Origin of the sequence: Flavobacterium sp. (assembly GCF_036405015.1) — a bacterium.
In the GTDB taxonomy this organism is placed as follows: Bacteria; Bacteroidota; Bacteroidia; order Flavobacteriales; family Flavobacteriaceae; genus Flavobacterium.
The window spans coordinates 17,532-33,576 of record NZ_DASWYK010000196.1 but is presented as its reverse complement, the minus strand read 5'-3'; the positions used below and the strand labels follow the sequence as shown (position 1 = coordinate 33,576).

The 16,045-nt window shown below is 31.2% G+C and carries 13 protein-coding genes; 9 read left to right on the top strand and 4 right to left on the bottom strand.

All coding sequences use genetic code 11. The features are described from left to right. Together VGE71_RS16840 and VGE71_RS16835 are read left to right on the top strand one after the other, a co-directional pair. Positions 1–966 (top strand): DegT/DnrJ/EryC1/StrS family aminotransferase (locus tag VGE71_RS16840; RefSeq protein ID WP_331139355.1); only part of this gene is annotated, 966 nt, incomplete at its 5' end. Between the two features lies 1 nt (position 967). Continuing rightward, positions 968–2,242 (top strand): O-antigen translocase, encoded by a 1,275-nt coding sequence (locus VGE71_RS16835; RefSeq protein ID WP_331139354.1) that lies wholly within the window; start codon positions 968–970, stop codon positions 2,240–2,242. Here VGE71_RS16835 and VGE71_RS16830 read toward each other — a convergent pair. Further along, on the bottom strand, positions 2,239–3,375 hold the full coding sequence (locus tag VGE71_RS16830; protein ID WP_331139353.1) for a glycosyltransferase: 1,137 nt from the start codon (positions 3,373–3,375) through the stop codon (positions 2,239–2,241). The two genes, VGE71_RS16835 and VGE71_RS16830, sit on opposite strands and share 4 nt — an antisense overlap. A gap of 45 nt (positions 3,376–3,420) precedes the next feature. On the opposite strand from VGE71_RS16830, the gene VGE71_RS16825 reads away from it, so the two are divergent. Together VGE71_RS16825 and VGE71_RS16820 are read left to right on the top strand one after the other, a co-directional pair. Then, positions 3,421–4,503, top strand: a complete 1,083-nt coding sequence (locus VGE71_RS16825) for a glycosyltransferase (protein WP_331139352.1) — start codon at positions 3,421–3,423, stop codon at positions 4,501–4,503. Further along, on the top strand, positions 4,476–4,910 hold the full coding sequence (locus tag VGE71_RS16820; RefSeq protein WP_331139351.1) for an FdtA/QdtA family cupin domain-containing protein: 435 nt from the start codon (positions 4,476–4,478) through the stop codon (positions 4,908–4,910). Before VGE71_RS16825 ends, VGE71_RS16820 begins: the two co-directional genes overlap by 28 nt. Here VGE71_RS16820 and VGE71_RS16815 read toward each other — a convergent pair. Genes VGE71_RS16815 through VGE71_RS16805 form a run of 3 tightly spaced genes read right to left on the bottom strand, consistent with a single transcriptional unit; the run spans position 4,893 to position 7,387 of the window. Beyond that, positions 4,893–5,822: a glycosyltransferase family 2 protein gene (locus tag VGE71_RS16815; RefSeq protein ID WP_331139350.1), complete on the bottom strand. Its 930-nt coding sequence runs from the start codon at positions 5,820–5,822 to the stop codon at positions 4,893–4,895. The two genes, VGE71_RS16820 and VGE71_RS16815, sit on opposite strands and share 18 nt — an antisense overlap. Continuing rightward, positions 5,823–6,704 (bottom strand): glycosyltransferase family 2 protein, encoded by an 882-nt coding sequence (locus VGE71_RS16810; protein ID WP_331139349.1) that lies wholly within the window; start codon positions 6,702–6,704, stop codon positions 5,823–5,825. Beyond that, the gene (locus tag VGE71_RS16805) at positions 6,704–7,387 is read right to left on the bottom strand and encodes a cell division ATP-binding protein FtsE (protein WP_331139348.1); all 684 of its coding nucleotides are present in this window, start codon (positions 7,385–7,387) and stop codon (positions 6,704–6,706) included. The genes VGE71_RS16810 and VGE71_RS16805 overlap by 1 nt, the downstream gene beginning before the upstream one ends. 334 nt (positions 7,388–7,721) lie before the next feature. On the opposite strand from VGE71_RS16805, the gene VGE71_RS16800 reads away from it, so the two are divergent. From VGE71_RS16800 to VGE71_RS16780, 5 genes are all read left to right on the top strand, one after another. Further along, entirely contained in the window at positions 7,722–10,736 is a 3,015-nt protein-coding gene (locus VGE71_RS16800) for a tetratricopeptide repeat protein (protein WP_331139347.1), read from the top strand. Positions 10,737–10,836: 100 nt separating this feature from the next. Further along, on the top strand, positions 10,837–11,700 hold the full coding sequence (locus VGE71_RS16795) for a PhzF family phenazine biosynthesis protein (RefSeq protein WP_331139346.1): 864 nt from the start codon (positions 10,837–10,839) through the stop codon (positions 11,698–11,700). A gap of 152 nt (positions 11,701–11,852) precedes the next feature. Then, positions 11,853–13,604 (top strand): TonB-dependent receptor, encoded by a 1,752-nt coding sequence (locus tag VGE71_RS16790; protein WP_331139345.1) that lies wholly within the window; start codon positions 11,853–11,855, stop codon positions 13,602–13,604. Between the two features lie 179 nt (positions 13,605–13,783). Beyond that, positions 13,784–14,233 carry a hypothetical protein gene (locus tag VGE71_RS16785; protein ID WP_331139344.1) on the top strand — a complete coding sequence of 150 codons (450 nt, stop codon included), beginning with the start codon at positions 13,784–13,786 and terminating at the stop codon, positions 14,231–14,233. A 23-nt stretch (positions 14,234–14,256) separates the two neighbouring features. Further along, the gene (locus VGE71_RS16780) at positions 14,257–15,825 is read left to right on the top strand and encodes a hypothetical protein (protein ID WP_331139343.1); all 1,569 of its coding nucleotides are present in this window, start codon (positions 14,257–14,259) and stop codon (positions 15,823–15,825) included. The last annotated feature ends 220 nt before the right edge of the window (positions 15,826–16,045 follow it).

Sequence of the window (16,045 nt, the reverse complement as noted above, 5' to 3'; positions counted from 1 at the left end):
TGCATTGGAGTTGGAAATGGATTTGATGCTTTGGTTTTGATTTTTAAAGGTTACATCGAACTTGGAAAACTTAAAAAAGGTGACGAAGTTATTGTTCCAGCCAATACTTATATCGCCAGTATTTTAGCCATTTTACAAGCTGATTTGATTCCGATTTTAGTCGAACCGAGATTAGAAACGTATAATCTCAATCCGGATTTAATTGAAGCCAAAATCACTTCAAAGACAAAAGCCATTTTAGCGGTTCATTTATACGGACAATTGTGCGAAATGGATAAAATATGCGAAATAGCACTTCAAAACGATTTAATTGTGGTAGAAGATGCAGCACAATCTCATGGAACAGAGGATTTTAAATTCCAAATTTTAAATTCCAAATTCCAAACTCAAGGAAATCTAAAATTAGCAGTTGCTTACAGTTTTTATCCAGGCAAAAATTTGGGTTGTTTAGGCGATGGAGGAGCAATTACAACAAACGACGCAGAATTGGCAAAAGTGCTTTTTTCGCTTCGAAATTATGGTTCACAGAAAAAATATCAGAACGAATATATTGGTGTGAATTCTAGATTAGACGAATTACAAGCGGGTTTTTTAAATCTGAAATTACCGAATTTAGAGACTGATAATGAAAAAAGAAGAACAATTGCAAAACGTTATTTAACCGAAATTAAAAACGATAAAATAGAGTTGCCTTTTTGGGATTTTTCAAACAATCATGTTTTTCATTTATTTGTTATTCGAACTCAAAATCGAAATGAATTACAGGGATATTTAACTCAAAATAACATTCAGACTATAATTCATTATCCAATTCCGCCACACAAACAAAAGGCATTTTCGGACTGGAATAATGTATCATTTCCTATTACAGAGAAAATTCATAATGAAGTTTTAAGTTTGCCGATAAGCCCTGTTTTGACAGCTTCTGAAGTCGATTTTATTATTGAAATTTTAAATCAATACTAATTTGAATTTCTATAAAAAAATAGTTCAAACCAGTTTGTTTAAGATTACTTCTTTAAACAGTTTTGGCGTACTTTTAAAAATCGGAATTGGTTTAATTACGTCCAAAATACTAGCTGTTTTCGTTGGTCCAAGCGGAATGGCTTTGGTTGGAAATCTTCGTAATTTCCTGACTTCATTAGAAAATATTTCCACATTAGGATTTCAAAACGGAATCGTAAAATATACTGCTGAAAATGAACGAAATAAATCGGAGCTTCAAAAAATAATTACGACTGTTTTTTTGAGTTTATTCTTTGTGGCAGTGTTCTTAGGTATTATTTTGTTTTTTACAGCGAATTATTGGAACACTAGAATTTTTGGAAATAATATTCAATATTTGCTGGTTTTCAAAGTTTTGGCTTTCGCTTTGCCTTGTTATGCAGTTTCTATTTTCTTCGTCGCTTTAATAAACGGTTTAGGAAAATTTAAAAAAGTAATCTGGATCAATATTATCGGAAACACAATCGGTTTGCTGGTTTCTGTTTGGATGATTTTGCAATATCAGACAATAGGAGCTTTATTGGCCATTGTCATAGCTCCAGCTTTGTTGTTTTTTGTAACTTTTTATTTGGTTCAAAAAGAGATTGATTTTTTTCAAATCATAAAACTAAAATTATTTGATTTTCAAATCATAAAAAATCTTTCTTCTTACTCTTTAATGGCTTTGGTTTCTTCGGTTCTCGGACCGATTGTATTTCTGGCAGTTCGAAATGAAATTATTCAGAATTTAGGAATAGAGCAGGCGGGATATTGGGAAACCATGACCCGAATTTCGTCTTATTATCTTTTGTTTGTCAGCACCATTTTGACCGTTTATTTTTTGCCAAAACTTTCGAAAGCCTCTACAAATGAAGAAACCAAAACTATTTTCTGGCAGTATTATAAATTTATTTTGCCTGTATTTGTTTTGGGTTTAATTGTGCTTTATTTCGCAAGATTTTTTGTGGTCGAACTTCTTTTCACAAAAGAATTTCTACCTGTAACCAATTTGTTTTTCTGGCAGTTTTTAGGCGATATTTTCAAGGTCTGTGCGCTGATTTTAGGCTATCAGTTTTTTGCTAAAAAGTTGACTTTGGCTTTTATAATAACAGAATTATATTCGTTGTTTGTATTGTATTCGGCAAGTTTATATTACATGAAAATGTTCCAAATTGAAGGTGTAGTTTTGGCTTATGCCTTTCAAAATTTAAGTTATTTGTTGATTCTCGGCATCTATTTTAGAAAAAGTTTGTTTTAGTTTTCATTCCATTTTTCTATGTATTTCTGTGCAATATTTTTGTAGTTGTGTTCCTTTTCTATAAAAGCTCTCGCACGATTTCCAATTGCTTTAATTTCTTCTGGATTTTCAATTAAAAAAGACAATTCATTTACTAAATAATCAACATCTGGAATGGCATTGATGCATACTTTTTCTGAAAGATTATAATAGTTCATAAACTCCGTTTCGGCATTTGTAAAAACTACTTTTCCTTTTGCCATCGATTCCAGAGCATTGTAACCTTGGTCGTATCCGTAAATTTGATCTAACAAAATATGAGAACGATTATACAGATTAATATATTCAGCATAAGGAACGCTTCGAACCGTAATGATTTCTACTTTTGAATTGTATTTTTTCTCAATTATTTCCAAAGCTTTTTCAAAATAATCATTGCCTTTTTTCAAATAATTATCATTATTAATTCCGTGAAAAATGATTATTTTATCGGTAATCGGAATAGGTTCAAACAGAAGTTTATCAATATTGATTGGGTTTGGAATCATTCCTAAATATTTAGGATTTGCTTGTAAAGGAAGATGATAATCCAAATCGGAAGCAATAATACCGTGGCATTTTTTATAAATAAATTGATGTAGTTTGTAAAATGATTTTTTGCGGAATTTCAGAACATTTCCAAAAGATTTTTTGTCAATTTTATGATTTAGATATAGCTGAATTACAGATTTAAAATTCGGATTTTCAAAACAAAACTTCACATTCAAATAATCAAAACCACAACTTAATAGATATAATTTCTGATTGTTTTTTAAAAGTCTTGAAATGATTTTTTTTTCAAAATAAGGCTGGCATTGAAAACTGTTTTCGTTGATTAACTGTACAATATCGAAACCAGAACATTGTTTTTCGAATTTTAAAAACTGGTGGTAAGTCAAGTAAGAACTGATATCAAATCCAGAGATTTTGAAAACCGCAATTTTTATCTTTTTCAATACACCGGAATCCCATTTTTTTAAGATAGGGAAATCAACAGGAAAATTTTTAAAACCGTCATTTCGACCGATGATAAAAACTTCATGTCCTAAAGCCTGCAAACCCGCTTTTAAAGAATTGTGCAAATGACTGTATTCTCCTACCAGTAAAACTTTCATTTATATGTATATTTGACAAATATATTTACTTTTTCGGTCAAAAACATGAATAAAAAGAAAGTTGCTATAGTTTCAAATTCTTTAGGAAAAGGAGGAGCAGAACGTTTTGCAGCTTTATTGACTTTTATGTTAAAAGAATCTGGTTTTGAGGTTCATTCTATTATTGTAAACAATGCTGTAGATTATTCGTATACAGGAACTTTGTTTAATTTGGAAAAGGAAAGTTTGAATTCATTTTCTCTTTTTAGAAAATTTAAAAAAGGGAAAGTATTGAGAAATTATTTGACTGAAAACAATATCGAAATTGTAATCGACAGCAGATCGAGAAATGTCTTGCTGCGAGAATTAATTACTAAATTCATTTACCGCGATTTAAAAACCTATTATATCGTTCACAGTTACAATTTTAAGAACTATTTTCCTGCTTCAAAATTTTGGTCAAAAATACTTTATAAAAATGCTGAGGCCTTAATCTGTGTTTCAAAAGTGATTGAAGAAAAAGTAAAACAGCTTTACAAATTCAATAATACAGTTACGATTTACAATCCTTTTTTTATTGCTGACGAAGAATTGAAAAAAGAGCTTTCTGAAACCAAAAAGGTGATTTTGTTTTTTGGAAGATTCGATGAAAAAGTAAAGAATTTTACCTTAATGTTAGAAGCTTTTTCGCAATCCAAAATATACGATAAAGATTACCGTCTCCATTTGATGGGAACAGGAAACGATTTAGAATTTATTCAACAGAAAATTGCTTCTTTAAATTTGAATGATTTTGTAGAAATTCTTCCTTTCAAACAAAATCCATTTGATGAGGTTCGAGAAGCGAAATTTACAATTTTGACAAGTAATTATGAAGGTTTTCCGTTATCTATTGTAGAATCATTAGCTTTGGGAACGCCTGTAATTTCAGTCGATTGCAATTCTGGACCAAGAGAAATTATTCAAAATGAGTTTAATGGCTTATTGGTCGAAAATCATAATCCAAAAGCGTTTGCAGAAGCGATGAATCGATTTGCAGAAGAGGATAAATTATATGATTTTTGTAAAAAGAATGCCGCTGAAAGTGTACAACATTTGTCTTTAAAAAATAGTACGGAACAATGGAAAAAGCTTCTAACAAATCAATAATGACCAATATTTCAGATATTCAATTGATTGAAATCCCTAAAATTCAGGATCGAAGAGGAAATCTTTCGGTAATTGAAGGAAAAACGATTCCGTTTGTTTCCAAAAGAGTATATTATTTGTACGATGTCCCAAGCGGAAGCAAAAGAGGTGGTCATGCACATATCGAACAACAAGAATTTTTGATTGCCTTAAGCGGTAGTTTTGATGTGATTTTAAAAGATGGAAAAAGTACAAAGACTGTTACACTAAATAAACCAAATGTTGGTCTTTTGATTGTTTCTGGAATTTGGCGCGAACTTAAAAATTTCTCTTCAGGAAGTGTTTGTTTGGTTTTATCTTCAGATGAATTTAAAGAAGAAGATTATATTCGTGAATACAAAAAATTCAGATTATTTAAAGACCGATGAACCAATTCCTAAATTGGCTAAAAAAGTTTTAAGAGAAATTAAAAAACGTAGTGTAAATGCAGGAAGAGTTAATAGAAAAGCTTTCTTACGGCCTAAATTCTCTAAATCAATTGGTTCAGCATATTTCGTAAAAAGAGCTTTTTCTCCTGCTAGTTTGCTTTTTATGGCCAATGAAAAACGATTTAAATCCAAGAACTTTTTTAAATCTGGATTTGTTTTTTCAGCTTCTTCATATTTCGAAAAATCCATTTTTTCTTTGATCCATTTACTGTTTTTCGAAAGACTTTTTGGATCGTAAACATAGCGTGCTAATATTTTCCAAGAAAAAACAACAGGATACAAAAGTCCGATTCTAATCCATAAATCGGTGTCTTGACCACTTTTAATTTTAGTGTCATAATTTCCCGCTTTATCGAAAACGGTTTTATGGAAAACCGCGCAAGAAGTACAAAGAACAGTTTCCTTCATACTGGCTTGAAAATAATTTACAATTTCAAATTCGTTACCTGATTTTAAAATAGAATATTGTGACGGAATAATTTTTTTGGAAGTATCAATTTCAATTGCAGCCGAAAAAACTTTTTGTTCTGGAATTTTAGAAATGTTAGTAAACATCGTTTCTAAAAACGTTGGATACCAATAATCGTCAGCATCCAGAAAGGTGATAAAATCAGAATTTGCTTTTTCAATTCCGTAATTTCTTGCTGTTGAAGCACCTTCATTTTTTTTGCTGAAATAACGAATTCTAGAATCTTTAAATGACAATAACTTTTCTTCACTTTTATCTGTAGATCCATCATTTACCACAATAATTTCGAAATCCTGAAAAGTTTGATCCAAGACACTTTGTATCGTGTTTCCGATAAAATTTTCTTTATTGTAAAGCGGAATTATGACAGAAAAAAAAGCCATTTATTTTGATTTTAAAAAGACAAAATAACCTAATTTATAGATGTCAAACAAAAAAAGCGAAGGCTGTTTTGAAAGAAGATTTCGCTCAATTTTAGATTGTAATCTCCTAAAAATAAAAGAAAAAACAGAAAGTAATCGTACTGTTTTTAGAACTTCAAATGAGGCAATAATTCTACTTTCGTTAACTGAAATCTTATTTTTGGCATTTAAAAAAACGAGGTTTTCTAATGCTGTTTTTGTTTTGTTTAAAAATAGGGTAGAAGTTTCTAAGTTTAAATGAAAAACAGGGTTTTCAAGATGCGTAATTTCGATTTGGTTTGATTTTAAAACAGAAAAAAAAAGTAAATCTTCGTAACCATATTTTGTCAATGTTTCATCAAAAGGAAAATGTAGCACAATTTCTTTTTTGATCAATAGATTAGAAACCAATGCCGTTTCAGCAGGATTTTGGATTCTTTGAGATAAAGGTAAAGCTTCTCTTTCTCTGCCGTAAATCCATCTTAAAAGATGCTTGTGGTCAGGTTTTTTATCTTCATATAAAAGCCCGCCAAAAACAACTTTGTTTTTTATTTCTGAAATGTATTTCGAAATAAAATTTTTGTTTACAGGCATTACATCAGCATCCAAAAAAAGCAGATTTTCGTAAACGGCTTTTTTAGCTAATAAATTCCGAATGGCACTTCGTCCGATATTTTTTTCAAGAATAGAATAAGAGGTGTTTTCGAATTGGTTAATTCTTTCATTTTCAATTAAAAATTCCTGAGAAGCATCGTCTAAACAGATAATTTCAAAAGGAATATTACATTTTAAAACTTGCTGATGTAAAGTTGCTACAAGCGTAAAAATGTTATAATTGTAAACGGGAATTAAAATCGAAAGCATTACACGCTTCTTTGCACAACTTCGAAGATTCTTTCATCTTCACATTTCAATGTTTTAGAAGGGAATTTCATTAATAAAGCATAATCATGAGTCGCCATGATAATCGTTTTACCAGCAGCGTTGATTGCTTTTAATACTTCTAAAACCTCAGAACTTGTCTGTGGATCAAGATTTCCGGTTGGTTCATCAGCCAAGATAAATTCCGGATCGTTAAGCAATGCTCTTGCAATGGCAACACGTTGTTGTTCTCCTCCAGAAAGTTGGTGAGGCATTTTGTTTACAAAGTCTTTCATACCAACTTTATCCAAAACTTCATCAATTTTGTGTAGCATGGATTCTTTTTCTGTCCATCCTGTAGCTCTCAAAACAAAAAGCATATTGTCTTTAATAGAACGGTCTGGAAGCAATTTAAAGTCTTGAAATACAATTCCAATTTTACGTCTTAAGTACGGAATGTCGTTTTCTTTTAAAGTCGCCAAATCAAATTCAACGATATGTCCTTCTCCTTCAACTAATGGTAAATCAGCGTATAAAGTTTTTAAGAAACTACTTTTTCCAGAACCTGTTTTCCCGATGATGTAGATAAATTCACCATGGTTAACATCTAAATTAATGTGAGAGATAATTTTTCTTCCTTCTTGATATATAGTGACTTCTTTAAGAGACAGTACGGTTTGTGACATAATAAAATTGGTTTGAATGGTAAAAGTAATAAGATAACGTATGTATTCAAAATAAATTTGAATCATTTCTTATTAAAAAGCTTAAAAAAAATAAACAATCTATATTGTTTAAGTTCATTTGATAAAAGTGGGGTAAAATTTTCTGACTAATAATAACTTATAGGGCTTGTATGGTTTTTGATTTATTTGTTTTAGAAAGTTTGAGAACCAATAAATTGAAGCTGGTGAGACTTTAAAATCACAGCAGTTTGTTAATTTGTTTATAATAAAACCTCAAAACGTTTCGTTATAAAGCGTATAAAATGATACATTTGAATATTAAAATATTATTAAAATGCGTAAACTTTCCTGGTTCTTTTTATTACAAATCTCCCTTACTTCGACGATAGTTTCGGCACAAAAATCGGCTATTTATACTTACGAATTAAAGGATTTTGACAAAGCACTGGCTTTATATAACGACAAACAGTATGCGTCGGCTCAATTGATTTTTGAGAAGGTAAAATACAATGCAACAAACGAAGAAGTTCAATCTGATTGTGCTTATTACATTGCCAATTGTGCGATTAGAACCAACAAAGCAAATGCCGACGCTTTGGTAGAAAAATTCGTTAGCGATTACCCAACAAGTACCAAACAAAATCAGGCTTATATAGAAGCAGCACAGTTTTTTTTCGAACAAGGAAATTATCCAAAAGCTTTGCAATGGTTTGACAAAGTAGATGAAAGTTATATGAGCAAATCAGAGTCTGATAAGTTCAATTTCATGAAAGGGTACAGCTATTTTAATGCAAAAAAGAAAAAAGAAGCGACAAACTATTTCAATAAAGTGGTGAATTCTAAAGAATATGGTTCTCAAGCCAAATATTATTTAGGATTTATGGCTTATGAAGGTGACGATTATAAAGAAGCAACTAAATATTTTGACGAAGTTTCGGGCGAAGAAAAATACAAAGAAAAGCTTTCGTACTATCAGGCTGATATGAATTTCAAACTTGGGAATTTTCAAAAAGCGATAGATTTAGGTCAGGTTGCGATGAACAAATCGAACGAAATTGAAAAATCAGAACTGAATAAAATTATTGGGGAAAGTTATTTCAATTTAAAGCAATACGAAAAAGCGATTCCATATTTAGAAAAATATGCTGGTAAAAAAGGAAAATGGAATAATACCGATTTTTATCAGTTGGGTTATGCTTATTATGAGCAGAAAAACTACGAAAAAGCGATTTCTCAATTCAATAAAATTATTGAAGGAAAAGATTTCGTAGCACAAAATGCCTATTACCATTTAGGTTTAAGTTATTTGAATATTGGTAAAAAACAAGAAGCATTAAACGCTTTTAAAAATGCTTCAGAAATGGATTTCAATGTGCAAATTCAAGAAGATGCATCTTTGAATTACGCTAAATTGAGTTATGATATTGGAAATGCTTACCAAGCGGTTCCTGGAATTTTATTAGATTTCTTAAAAAAATATCCAAACAATTCAAGCCGTTCAGAAGTAGAAAAATTATTGGTTGATTCTTATATTTCTTCTAAAAACTACAAAGAAGCATTGGTTTTATTAGAAAAAAACAGAACAGCAGAAAATAAAGCAGCTTATCAAAAAGTATTGTTTTACCGTGGTGTAGAATTGTACAATGAATCAAATTACCAAGAAGCTGGTAAAATGTTCAAAAGCGCAATCAGCGAACAAAAAACACCTGAATTTACAGCTCGTGCAACGTTTTGGAAAGCAGAAACAGAATATTTGAATGATGACATGCAAAATGCTTTGTTGACCTACAAACAATTTGCTGGAATGGCTGCTGCTAAATCGACTGACGAATATAAAAATATCAACTACAATATTGGTTACACGTATTTTAAATTGAAAGAATACGATCAAGCAGCTAATTCTTTTCAGGCTCAGATTGATAATTCACCATCAGATAAAGTTCGTTTAAACGATTCTTACTTGCGTTTGGGAGATTGTCGTTTTGTGACTTCAAAATACAGCGCAGCAAATGAAGCTTACGGAAAAGCAATTGCAGCAAAAGGTGTTGATGCCGATTATGCACAGTTTCAAAGAGCACTTTCTTATGGATTTATGTCTAATAATGCTAAGAAAGCAGATGAGTTGAACAACTTTATTCAGATGTACAAAAAATCATCTTATCGTGATGATGCTTTGTTTGAGTTAGGAAATACTTACGTTGCTGAAAAGAAAAACGAGCAAGCTATAAAAGCTTATGATCAATTGATTTCTGAATTCAAAAACGGATCATTTACTTCAAAAGCAATTTTAAAACAAGGTCTTATTTATTATAATTCAGATCGTGACGAGCAAGCTTTAACAAAGTTTAAAAAAGTAGCGGCTGAATTCCCAAAAACTCCAGAAGCTCTGGAAGCAGTTGCAACAGCAAGATTAATCTATGTTGATTCTGGAAAAGTAGATGAATATGCAACCTGGGTTCGTACATTGGATTTCGTTGCCGTTACAGATGCAGAATTGGATAATGATACTTACGATGCTGCTTTTAAACAATACAGTCAAAACAATCCGAAACAAGCTATTCCTGGTTTTACGGGTTATATTGCTAAATTCCCTAACGGAATGCATGCTTTAGAATCTAATTTTTATTTAGCACAACTGACTTACGCAGAAGGTTCTGAAACTAAATCTATTGCTAATTATCAGTTTGTAGTGGATCAGCCTAGAAATGAATTTACAGAACAAGCCTTGAACAGATTGGCTCAGATTTATTTGAAAGCTAAAGATTGTGATAAAGCGATTCCGGTTTTAACTCGTTTAGAAAGTGAAGCGGATTATCCTCAGAATAAAAACTTCGCTCAGGCCAATTTGATGAAGTGTTATTATGATAAAAAGGATTATGATAATTCGGTTATCGCTGCAGATAAAGTTTTAGAAAATCCGAAATCAGATGCAGGTGTAAAAGCAGATGCGCAAATTATTGTGGCAAGAGCGGCAATCCAGACTGGAAATGAAGATAAAGCTAAAGCAGCTTATGCCAAATTAGCAACAACTTCTAAAGGAGAATTAGCAGCTGAAGCGTTGTATTACGATGCATATTTCAAAACAAAAGAAGGAAAATTTGAAGCTTCTAACACTGCAGTTCAAAAATTAGCCAAAAGCTATTCTGCTTATAAATATTACGGAGCAAAAGGTTTGGTCTTAATGGCGAAGAATTTCTACGGATTAAAAGACAGCTATCAAGCGACCTATATTTTAGATAACGTAATCAACAATTTTACTGATTATCCAGATGTTGTGGAAGAAGCGAAAAAAGAATTAGGCGCGATAAAAGCAGAAGAGTCAAAAACGAATTCGTCAATTAACCGATAAGAATATAGAAAATAGAGTTTAGAACATAGACAGGATAATAAAGATTGGAAAGTCTTTTCTCTATTTTCTTTGTTCTATTTTCTAAAAAAAAAAGAAAGAAATGAGTTTACCTTTTTATATAGTTGACGTTTTTGCAGATAAGAAATATGCTGGAAATCAGTTGGCAGTTTTTATGGATGCGGAAAATCTAAGTTCAGACGAAATGCAGCAGATTGCCAGGGAAATTAATTTTGCCGAAAGCACATTTGTGACCAAACTGGATAAAGAAAAGAATAAAGCGGAGATTAGAATTTTTACTCCGTCACAGGAAATGCAGTTTGCAGGGCATCCGATTATTGGGACTTCATGGGTTTTGATGAATAAGATCTTAGATAATTCGCCAAACGAAATTAAACTAGAAGTTCCTATTGGACCAATTGTCATTAATAAAACTGAAGATCAGATTTGGTTAAAAGCAGCACAACCCAAATTTTGGGATACTTTCTCTAAAATAGATTTTACATTTTTCAGTAATCTGCAAGTAAGTGATTTCGAAAATCAGTTTCCAATTCAGGAAGTAACAACAGGAAGTGCTTTTGTAATGGTTGGATTAAGTAGTAAAAGAGCTTTAGAGAATTTGGTTTTAAATAAAGATAAAACAGATGAATGGTTAAAACAGCATTGTAAAACGAGTCATCGTGGTCTGTATTTTTATTACTTAGAAGGTTCTAAATTGTTCAGTCGAATGTTATGCATTGAACACAATCAATTGGTAGAAGATGCTGCGACCGGAAGTGCAAGTACTTGTTTGCAAGCCTTTTTGTTGAAATATCATAAACCTGAACTGGAATTGACAAATCATCAGGGAGATTATATCAATCGTCCATCTGAAATTTATTTCAAAGGAAAGTTGACAGATGATCAGTTTGATATCAATATAGGCGGAAAAGCTCAATTTGTTGCCAAAGGCGAGTGGGAAGCTTAATTGATTTTAGAATGTAGATTTTAGATTTAAGAAGAAGAAAAAATAGAAAATAGAATATAGAGAATAGAACAAAGAGTTTGAGTAAAAGAATTGAGATATAGCAAAAGTCTATGTTCTATGATCTTTTCTCGATACTCTCAAATAGAAGAAATATGAAATTAAACTGCCGACATAAAATAATTATTTTGTTAGTGTTATTTACAGCTCAGTTTTCGATTGCGCAAAAGAAAAATGAAAGTATCGGAACAGAAACTGTAAACGTGGTGAAACCTTATTCGCCTACTATTTCAGATGCTTTTAAAGTAAAAGAAAATCCTTCGCTTGACGATAGTGGCAATCAACCGAAAGAAGTTATTAAATACAGCATTTTGTCTGTTCCTGTAGCTTCGACTTTTACGCCTTCTAAGGGAAAAGCTGAAGGAGTTGAAAAAGCTAAAAAAGAAAAATTGTTCAATAATTATGCGACTTTGGGTGTTGGAAATTACAGTACTTTAAATGCAGAATTATTCGTAAATCAAGATTTAGGAAACAATGATTATGTAGCCGGAATGTTTCGCCATCATTCTTCACAAGGCGGTATTAAAGATGTAGAGCTAAATGATGAATTTTATGATACAGCAATTAATGTAGGTTACGGTCAGAACAACAGAGATAATTCTTGGAATGTAGATTTAGGTTATCAAAATCAAATTTACAATTGGTACGGACTTCCTTCAGATTTTGGTTCAACAATTCCATCTCAACGTTTAGATTTGTTAAACAGTATTAGTCCAGATCATTCTTATAATACGATTTGGTTAGGTGGAAATGCAGAATTTACAGAAAGTATTTTTAGTAATCTTTCGGCAAAATTCACTCATTTTTCGGATAGTTATTCTTCATCAGAAAATAGATTTTTTGTAAAACCGACTTTTACTGTTGATGTAATGGATCAGGCTATAAAAACAAATGTGATTGTAGATCATGTAAGTGGCTCTTTTAAAAATAATTATTTGAAGGATAACACAGAACGTTTAAATTATAGTTTTACAAATGTTGGAATTGAGCCAAGTTTTGTAATCAATGAAAATGACTGGACTCTAGAATTAGGAGCTGGAGTTTTCTATAGTGCGGATTCTGAAAATAGCGGTAACAAATTCTATTTTTACCCAAAAGTAAATGCGTCTTATAAATTGGTTGGCGATTTAATGATCTTTTATACGGGAGTAAATGGAGGTTTAAAACAAAATTCTTATGCAGATTTTGTAACTGAAAATCCGTTTTTGTCTCCGACTTTAAACATGCGTCCATCAAGTACTCAGTATAACGTTTTTGCTGGTTTAAAAGGGAAATTGGCAAACAATGTCAATTATAATTTAACAGGTTCTTATTTGAATGAAAAGAATAAAGCGCTGTTTAAAGCAAATGATTATACAGAAGTTATTACCAATGAAGATTATGCTTTTGGAAACTCTTTTGGAGTGGTTTATGAAGATATTAGAACATTGCGTTTTTATGCAGAATTAAAAGCTGATTTCTCTCAAAATGTAACTTTCGGAATCAATGGAACCTTCAATAGTTACAACACAGATAATGTAGTTGAAGCATGGAATTTGCCAACAATGAAATTAAGTTCAACTTTAGACGTTAATATTACTAAGCAGTGGTATGCAGGAATTAATGTGTTTTATGTAGGAGAGAGAAAAGATATGCAGGTAAATTCGGCAATTACAACCAATGCAGCTCCAATTACATTAAAAAGTTATTTTGATGCCAATGCACATTTAGGATATAAATTTAGCGAACATTTGACGTTTTTCTTAAAAGCAAATAATATCGGAAATCAAGCTTATCAAAAATGGCTGAATTATCCAGTTCAAGGATTTCAGATTTTAGGAGGCGCAAATTATAAATTTGATTTTTAGGCTTTTTGCAACAAAGAGACTAGGGCACAAAAGTTTTGTAAAAGAATAAAGTGCCTTTTTTTTTTCAGCCATGAACTCATGAATTTTTTGGAGTAGATTCGTGAATTCGTGGCTGTTTTTTTTAATAAAGAAAAAACCTTTGCATCTTTGTACCTTAGAACCTCAGTACCTCAAAAGAAATGACTTTCAAAGAAAAAATATATTCCCATTATTCCCAAATGGTTCAAGATAGAATGGATGTTTTTAGAGACATGATTTCAAACTTGACCGAAGATTCCAAAAACGACGCAAAAGGTTCTGCCGGCGATAAACACGAAACGGCTTTATCAATGATGCATATTGAACAGGAAAAACTGACGAATAAACTTAAAGAAGCAATAGAGCAAAAAGGGATTTTAGATAAAATTGATCCGATTAAAACTACTGAAAACATTGTTTTAGGAAGCTTGGTAAAAGCAAACGGAATTTATTTGTATGTAAGTGTGGCGCTTCCTAAAATTGCTATAGACGGCATTAATGTTATCGCGCTTTCTCCACAATCTCCTTTAGGAAATCATTTAATGGGGAATAAAGCTGGGTTTCAGTTTGAAATTAATAAGACGCATTATACTATTGAAAGTGTAGAATAATTAATTAAAAAAAAAAGAAAGTTATGAGAAATTTTTTTTCTTTTTTAGTTTTGATCTGTCTCAATATGACTGCTCAAAATTCCGAATTTAAAGTCTATGATAATGGGCTGATTTATTCAGAGAACTCAGTTTCTAAACTTAAGTTTATTGTCGATTCATTAAATTTAAAGTTTAAGGTTTGCGAATTTAACAAGACCTTCAGGTCTTATGAGCAAGCAAAAGCCAATTTTGTCGAAGTTCAAAAATCGGATGCTTTAAAAGCTAAGAAAGATTTAGAAAATGGTATTTCATATACAGATTTTAAAGCCAAATATCGTAAAGCTGTTTTCGATGAAAACCGTATTATATTAAAATCCGATTATATGGATTATGAAAATCAGGAGCAAGTTGAATTTTCCAGTTTGTCTTTAGGAGAAAGAGATGGGAAGAATATCACCAGAAATAAAAAAGAGATAGATTCTTATCATAATAATTTCAAAGGAAAATGGGTTTTTGAGTATGAAGAAAAAACTTCTTATTCGAAGGAATCGTTAACAGCATTTTATTTTGTTGACGAATTCAAGACAAAACCGCTTTCTGAAAAGTATGCTCGATTAATTCAATATTCAGATTGTTTGGTAGATACTACGGCTCAAGTTTTTTATGATAATGCAAAAGATTCTGGTGTAAGATATATCGATACTGTACCAACTAAAGCAGTAAATTTTGAAAGCTATATAGAGAAAGTCTTGAAAAGACCGGATTTTAGTAGTGAGAATTATTCTATTTTATTTGGTTTCGATGATATGGAACTTGAAGGAAAATCAAAGAAAAAGACCAAGGAACAATTAGCTCAGAAAGAGAGAATTGAAAAAGAATACGAGGATTTTAATGTAAAAATGCAAAAATGGCTAGCTGAAAGACTTACCAGAATAGATTCTTTAAGAAATAAGGATGAAAATTTTGATGTAATGCTCCGAGATGCATTAGCGGAAGCTAAAATAACAAAAGTGTCTGATGATACATTTGAAGAATATGTTGAGCGTTATGTTGGTAAGGAAGAAGCGTTGGAACTAAAACGAAACAGACATGTTATTGGCGGATGCAGTATGGATAATCGTCCGAGAATTCATGCGCAGAATATTGCAGTGCTTTCTGCAGAAACCATCAAGTGGGAAATTTTTCTTAGATCGCACCTTAATATTATGAACGATCGTTTTGACAGGGTGAGTGATGGAAGTTATGCTCAAGGAGGAAGACAGACTTATATAAAAGAGATTGAAGTATTGGATATCAATGTTCTGGATTTAATTTTAGGAATCTCACTTCGAGTAGATAATCCTTCTAAAAACCATTATTATTCAAGTATCAGTAGAGTTGGGCGTGCGCTTTCTGAAAGCTCAAATTCAGAATTGGTTGAAACAAGTTTACTAGATATGATAAAAGATAACGATTTGGACGATTATAACAGAGTTTTGATGTACTATCTATTTGATAATTACAATTATAATCTGAAAGATGAAAATGTAAAAAAGCAGAATGTATCTAAGTTACAGCTTGCAGTTGCTAGCATGCCTGATTATATTTCGTCGCGAATCACTTTTAAAAATTAATTATATTTCAAATTATCACTATTTAAACAAATTAAATCCCTATGAAGTTTTAGAATTTGATAGGGATTATTTTTTATAGTTTTAGTATTGAAGGAAATAGAAAAAAAATAGTGTTACACAACAAATAAAATCTAATTTAATCTGCTGAAATCTGTATAAATCTGCGTGAAATATTTTTTAGGCATAGATTTCCACGCAGATTTATACAGATTTGAATCTA

Bases quoted from the DNA above. Each gene is read 5' to 3' on its own strand.
- VGE71_RS16830 (WP_331139353.1), bottom strand. From the start codon at position 3,375: ATGAAAGTTTTACTGGTAGGAGAATACAGTCATTTGCACAATTCTTTA.
- VGE71_RS16825 (WP_331139352.1), top strand. From the start codon at position 3,421: ATGAATAAAAAGAAAGTTGCTATAGTTTCAAATTCTTTAGGAAAAGGA.
- VGE71_RS16820 (WP_331139351.1), top strand. From the start codon at position 4,476: ATGGAAAAAGCTTCTAACAAATCAATAATGACCAATATTTCAGATATT.
- VGE71_RS16815 (WP_331139350.1), bottom strand. From the start codon at position 5,822: ATGGCTTTTTTTTCTGTCATAATTCCGCTTTACAATAAAGAAAATTTT.
- VGE71_RS16810 (WP_331139349.1), bottom strand. From the start codon at position 6,704: ATGCTTTCGATTTTAATTCCCGTTTACAATTATAACATTTTTACGCTT.
- VGE71_RS16805 (WP_331139348.1), bottom strand. From the start codon at position 7,387: ATGTCACAAACCGTACTGTCTCTTAAAGAAGTCACTATATATCAAGAA.
- VGE71_RS16800 (WP_331139347.1), top strand. From the start codon at position 7,722: ATGCGTAAACTTTCCTGGTTCTTTTTATTACAAATCTCCCTTACTTCG.
- VGE71_RS16795 (WP_331139346.1), top strand. From the start codon at position 10,837: ATGAGTTTACCTTTTTATATAGTTGACGTTTTTGCAGATAAGAAATAT.
- VGE71_RS16790 (WP_331139345.1), top strand. From the start codon at position 11,853: ATGAAATTAAACTGCCGACATAAAATAATTATTTTGTTAGTGTTATTT.
- VGE71_RS16785 (WP_331139344.1), top strand. From the start codon at position 13,784: ATGACTTTCAAAGAAAAAATATATTCCCATTATTCCCAAATGGTTCAA.
- VGE71_RS16780 (WP_331139343.1), top strand. From the start codon at position 14,257: ATGAGAAATTTTTTTTCTTTTTTAGTTTTGATCTGTCTCAATATGACT.